Origin of the sequence: uncultured Acetobacterium sp. (genome assembly GCF_927416815.1) — a bacterium.
Taxonomy (GTDB): domain Bacteria; phylum Bacillota; class Clostridia; order Eubacteriales; family Eubacteriaceae; genus Acetobacterium.
Genome location: NZ_CAKMJU010000074.1, coordinates 1 through 3,295, shown reverse-complemented (window position 1 = coordinate 3,295; position 3,295 = coordinate 1). Strand labels below are relative to the sequence as shown.

The following is a 3,295-nucleotide window of genomic DNA, read 5'->3' as shown; positions in this document are numbered from 1 at the left end:
CATTTGATCTTATTACAGTTAATAATAATAATGGCAGTGTCACACTTGCTTTCACAGGTGAATATGCGCTTTATCAAAGAGAACTGGGTGTATACGATATCAACCTATATGATACCGTTGAAGGTGGGAGATATAGTTCGTCTTCGAAAACCGCACCCATGTGGAAGTATTGATTGGAAAGTGATGCGAACGGGTATGGATTTCCGTATTCAGTGCTTAGCGCTTAGCGGTCTGGTGCGGATCGATTTACAAAAAGAGGAGGATCAGTCATGTTAAAAGATGCATTACCAGAAATCATTACCCAACAGCTACCCGGCCCCAAGGCGGCGGCGATTATAGGGAGAAGAGCCGCGGCCATTCCCGATGCGATCAAATGTGTGTACCCACTGGTTATCGAGAGGGGTCAGGGGGCGATGGTCGAAGATGTTGACGGCAACCACTTTGTCGACTGGGTTGGCGGTGTCGGGGTGCTCAACATCGGCTATTCCCATCCCGAAGTGGTGGCAGCGGTGAAAGCCCAGGCCGACAAATATTTTCATGGGATGTTCAATATTGTTACCCATGAGGGCTATGTTGAGCTGGCGGAAACGATGAATGCAATGGTGCCGGTGCGCGGTGATAAGAAGATGACCTTTTTTGCCAACAGTGGTGCCGAAGCCAATGAAAATGCGGTGAAAATTGCCAAAGCCTTTACCAAACGTCCCAATATTATTGTCTTTTCTGGCGCGTTTCACGGCCGCACCATGCTGACCATGACGATGACCGCCAAAAAAGCTTATGCCCACGGCCTGGGGCCATTTCCCGATGGGATTTACCGGGCCCAGTTTCCCTATCTCTATCGCAAGCCGGCGGGGATCAAGTCCGCAGACGCGATTGACTATTATACCGAAAGTCTTGAGCGGGTCTTTGAAGAAGCGTCACCGGCTGAGCACGTGGCGGCGATTGTGGTCGAACCGCTCCAGGGTGAAGGTGGCTTTATTCCCGCACCGCTGGAATGGATTCAGGCAGTTCGCAAGATCTGCGACGAAAAAGGGATCTTATTAATCGCTGATGAGGTGCAAACCGGCTTCTGCCGTACCGGCAGAATGTTTGCCACCGAATATTGGCAAGAAGTTGGGGCGGCACCGGATATCATCACCACCGCCAAGTCAATCGCCGCCGGCTTGCCCCTGAGTGCGATCAGCGCACGCGCAGAAATTATCGAAGCGGTACGGGGCGGTACCATCGGCGGCACCTATTGCGGCAATCCGGTCGCCTGCGCGGCGGCGCTCAAAGTGATCGAGATCATGAAGCGCGACCGCCTTGATTTGCGGGCATTAGAAATTAGCGCGATCATCTTTGATCGCTTTAACAGTTGGCAAGAAAGCTATCCCGAAATCGGCGATGTCCGCGGGATCGGGGCGATGGTCGGGATCGAATTTGTCAAAGACCGGATGACCAAAGAGCCATATCCGGAACTGGTCTCAGCGATTGTCGACGAAGCTGTCAAGACGGGCCTGATCATCGAGAGTGCCGGCATCTACGGCAATGTCATCCGTTTTCTGGCACCACTCGTGATCAGCGACGCCCAGCTTGATGCTGGTCTGGATATTTTTGAAAAAGCACTTAAAAAATGTGTGTAAAACCGGATCAATTGGCTATCTATTAAATAAACATTGAGTAATCCGGCGATAATTTACAATAAAGCGATCGTAAAATGTCAAAACCTCTACCGACAATTGGTCGCTAGGCTAGTCGGCAGCTAACCCCTAGAAAAAAGATACACCGATTGCCGGCTTAACGCACGATCACAAAGGAGCGATAATGAAACAATTTGGAATTACCCCCAAGATTCTGGAATTTGACCACTGCCATGAGGTCGGCGAGCATTTTCAGATCGGCAAAGGCGACCTGGTTTTTATCAGTGACCGGACCTATTTACAGTATTTTAAAGACATCATCAGTGACCAGGCACTTCGGCTTAACTACCGCAGCTATGTCAGCGGCGAGCCCACCGATGTGATGGTCGAGGCGATTGCTGCCGATATCAAAGATTACCACTACAGCCGTGTCTTTGCCATTGGCGGCGGGACGATTTTAGATGTCGCCAAGCTGTTCGCCCTTAAACAGACCGTCCCGGTAGTTGATTTATTTAACAAAGAATTGGATATTATCAAAGACAAGCAACTGATTTTGATACCCACCACCTGCGGCACCGGCAGTGAAGTTACCAATATTTCAATTCTGGAACTGACTGCGATCCAATCAAAATTTGGGCTGGCAGTCGATCAGCTATATGCCGACTACGCCGTGCTGATACCGGAACTGCTTAACGAGCTGCCGATGGCCGTTTTTGCCACCAGTTCGATTGATGCCTTTATTCATGGGATCGAATCCTACACCAGCCCTAAGGCCAGTCCCTTTAGCCAGCTTTATTCAAAAAAGGCCATGGAAATGATTCTTAGTGGCTATCAGACCATCGCCGCCGCCGGCGCCGATGCCCGCAAACCGCTGCTGGCGGACTTTATGATCGCCGCAACCTTTGCCGGAATCGCCTTTGGCAACGCCGGTTGCGCCGCCGTCCATGCGATGAGTTACCCGCTCGGAGCGGTTTACCATGTCCCCCACGGCGAGGCTAACTACGCCCTCTTTAGCGCAGTTTACAAAACCTATCAGGCACTTGATCCCGATGGCCCCATCAACGAGCTGAACGGCTTTCTGGCCAAAATTCTCGGCTGCCAGGCCGATGCTGTTTACCAGGCTATCGAACAGCTGTTTAGCCACATCCTGACTAAAAAAGCGCTGCGTGACTACGGCGTCAGTAAAGCCGATCTCGAAACCTTTACCGAGGCCGTCATGACCAAACAAAGCCGGCTGATGGCCAACAACTACGTCACCCTAAACCGCCAACAGGTACTGGAAATTTACACAAAACTTTATTAATGCCCCACCAAAGATTTTCGTGGACAGCTCTACCGACCAATTATTAATCTGTTGTTCGCTGCGGGATCGAACAGTTTATCAACTGTTCGCCCCGATGGTGTGCCCGGCATGGGCGTAATCTAACGGGTGAAAGTCCCGAGCACGGGTTGATAGTACCAAGTGCATAGCTTAAGGCAAGGGTGTCCCCGGCGACGGGGAATCTGAAGGAAGCCGGCGGCAAACTTCTGGTCTGGCGAACACTCAGTCACATCGCACCGTTTATCGAAGGAAAGCTATTCCTGAAAATAAATCGGGAGAAGACGAAAGTGGCAAGGATCACTACAGTAAAGTTTCTCGGATATGGATTTTACACCTACCGAGGACAAGGCAGGCT

Annotated in this window: 3 protein-coding genes and 1 pseudogene; all 4 read left to right on the top strand. The window is 50.9% G+C overall.

Annotated features, from left to right (window positions below; genetic code table 11):
• Window positions 1-108 precede the first annotated feature (108 nt).
• Window positions 109-276 (top strand): DUF951 domain-containing protein, encoded by a 168-nt coding sequence (locus QZ998_RS11020; RefSeq protein ID WP_296560574.1) that lies wholly within the window; start codon window positions 109-111, stop codon window positions 274-276.
• A complete protein-coding gene (gene gabT / locus QZ998_RS11015) occupies window positions 270-1,622 on the top strand; it encodes a 4-aminobutyrate--2-oxoglutarate transaminase (protein WP_296560571.1) in 1,353 nt (450 codons plus the stop codon). The genes QZ998_RS11020 and gabT overlap by 7 nt, the downstream gene beginning before the upstream one ends.
• Window positions 1,623-1,803: 181 nt before the next feature.
• Entirely contained in the window at window positions 1,804-2,922 is a 1,119-nt protein-coding gene (locus QZ998_RS11010) for a 4-hydroxybutyrate dehydrogenase (protein WP_296560569.1), read from the top strand.
• A gap of 233 nt (window positions 2,923-3,155) precedes the next feature.
• Window positions 3,156-3,295: pseudogene (locus tag QZ998_RS11005) on the top strand (group II intron reverse transcriptase/maturase); the annotation flags it as partial.